The sequence below is a fragment of the Aeromonas sp. QDB25 genome (genome assembly GCF_027707725.1).
Classification (GTDB): Bacteria; Pseudomonadota; Gammaproteobacteria; order Enterobacterales; family Aeromonadaceae; genus Aeromonas; species Aeromonas caviae.
This window is the reverse complement of the sequence record NZ_JAPCIZ010000128.1, coordinates 1-2,461: the sequence shown is the minus strand read 5'-3', so window position 1 is coordinate 2,461 and position 2,461 is coordinate 1. Positions and strand designations below refer to the sequence as shown.

At 57.4% G+C, this 2,461-nt stretch carries 2 protein-coding genes; both read left to right on the top strand.

Features of this window, described 5'->3' with window-relative positions; translation table 11 throughout:
• On the top strand, positions 1-1,019 hold a 1,019-nt coding region (locus tag PG883_RS22295; protein ID WP_270808233.1), incomplete at its 5' end, for an Ig-like domain-containing protein.
• Positions 1,020-1,044: 25 nt separating this feature from the next.
• The coding region (locus tag PG883_RS22290) for an Ig-like domain repeat protein (RefSeq protein ID WP_270808231.1) at positions 1,045-2,461 on the top strand (1,417 nt) is incomplete at its 3' end.

Below are 2,461 nucleotides of genomic sequence, written 5' to 3'. Positions count from 1 at the left end.
ATGATCAGGCAAGCCTGAAAAACCCCGGCGGAACCCTATGGTCGAATCCCGGCTGGGCTGACACGTACTGGAACGATTATTACTACCCGCAAATCACACCGGAGTACGACGACAGTACCAAGATCCTCAAATTGCTCGTCAAAGTGCCTGGGTACAATGGTCGGATCACGCTGAGCTCGCTCACCCTGGAGAGCAATGGTGTGAAGGTGACTCCAACTGGCGGCAAAATTGCGCAAAGCGGCGGCGATTTCACCTATCAATATGACCTGGCCACCCTGCCAGAGACGACCTATGACCTCGCCGTGGTAGCGAAGGAGACATTTGGCCCGACCACCAAATTGGACCTCTTCCATTTTGTCTCCGACCGTACAGCTCCCACTCTCGCAATGACTTACAAAGGCGGCGCTGTTCCTACTGGCGTCGAAACCATCAAGGATCTTCGGGTTCAGATCTCGGACACGGTCGACCCCAATCCGCAAATCATCCGCATGACGCTGGTGGGTGGCCCCATCAACGATGCGCTCGACTTGGGCTACTCCAAGCTCGAAGACGGTTGGCAGCCAGAAGTGCCGCGCATGTTCCCAACGCTCGAACCCGGTGAAGAATACACCCTCAAGGTGGATGCGATGGATGCTCAGGGCAACAAGCGTTCGCTGAGCAAGACCTTCTCGCTGGCACAGCAGAACTTGGCCGTGGCCAACCCCGTCAGTGTGTTTGCGGTCTCGAAGTCGTTCTCGGACAGGCACGATCAACCGCTGGGGATGGTGGTATTCAAGGGTGCCATGACCGATGGCGGCACCCAAAGCCGGGGGCCGCAAGCGGGGTATATCACCCTGCGAAGCGATGCCGCGTTCGGGGTGATGTTCAACGGACAGCCAGTGCAACCCGGCGAGACCAAGGACGTCGTGATCCCTCTTGATGTGCAGGGGTCTGCGAAGTTGCCGGTATGGCCAGTCACATCCGGTGTGACCGGTAAGGCCAACTTCATGATCGACATTCCCCAGTTAACCGTGAACTGAGGGCCTTCAGGGAGTGAATTTCACAATGCTAAAGCTCAATAAAATTGCCATTGCACTCACCCTGCTGGGTATGACCTCGGCAGCTTCGGCACAGATCTTCGAGATGTCCTACACGGACAGCAACGGGGCCCTGCAGGTCAAGACGCCGACCGCTACCTGGTACAGTGCCAACAGCAATATCGTGGTCACCACGATCGCGGGCCTCGATCGCAAGGTGAAGCTGGAACTACTCAAAGGGGCTGCCGTGGTGCAGACCGAGACCTCGGGCATCATCACCGTGGCCAACCGGATCACCGCGTCGGGCACAGATTTCTACGGAGTGAAGTTCACGGTCAACAAACCGGCGAGCGATGGCAACTATGTGCTGCGCTCAACCGTCTACGACATCACCGGCGTGCAGGTATCGACCAACTCCTACACCTTCAACGTCGACACCACCCCGCCCACCGCCAACGCGATGACCGTCAATGCGTCGGGCTACGGGCAGGTGAACTCAGGCACGGAGTGGCTGTTGGGAACCGGTGGGTCAGATACCCCCAACATCGTACTGCCCAACCTCACGGATCCCTCCGGCATAGCCAGCGGGAGCTTCCTCGTCTATCGGGAAAACGGCACCGTTTATAAGAATCTGGCTCGCACTTATGAATCGGCCTCGTCCTCGCTTTCCTATCCGTTGGAATCGTCGTTCCCCACCTCGAACCTGGACGAACAGTTTGGCGTGCAATTCGTGGCTACGGACGGTGCAGGGAACATCTATCGCTCGCCCATTCAGAAAGCACGTTGGGACAACACGGTAAACGCCCCATCGGAGCCCTTTGGTGTCTACAACCCCAACTCCAGCAACGTGCTCGGACCGGGCTTGGATAAGTTTGACCCGTATGTGGCCGGGATGAACGTTAACACCAACCCGATCAAGCTCGCGTACAAAGTCCCAAAGACCAACTACAAGGACTATATCCAGTCGGGTATCTATCTCACCAACGGCGCGGGTACGCTCAGCAAAGCAGGGGAAGATGGCACTGACGTCTATCTGATTGTCACCTTGCCCTACGGCTTTACCGACGGGAACTACGTGCGCTGGGTCAACTTCGGTAGCTGGGGTGGCGGCACTATCGGCTACAACCTCAAGCTGGGTGCTGGCGTTCCAGCATCACCCACCGCACCGACCATGGAATACCTCTACAGCGACATCGGCTGGGGCTCCAAGGCTCGCGATATTACGAACACCTCACTCCCCATCACCATCAGCAGCTGGCGGGCAACGGTAGGGGTCAGACCTTACGATCAGAAGGTTTATCACCTTGCCGGTTGCACCATTCCGGCTGGGGAAACCCAGTGCGTGGTCCCGTGGAACTACAACATCAACTTGGGCACCACCGGGTACTTCCACGACAGCTCCTTAGTAAAAAGTACAGATGGCACATTGATGGGCTCGCCGGTGT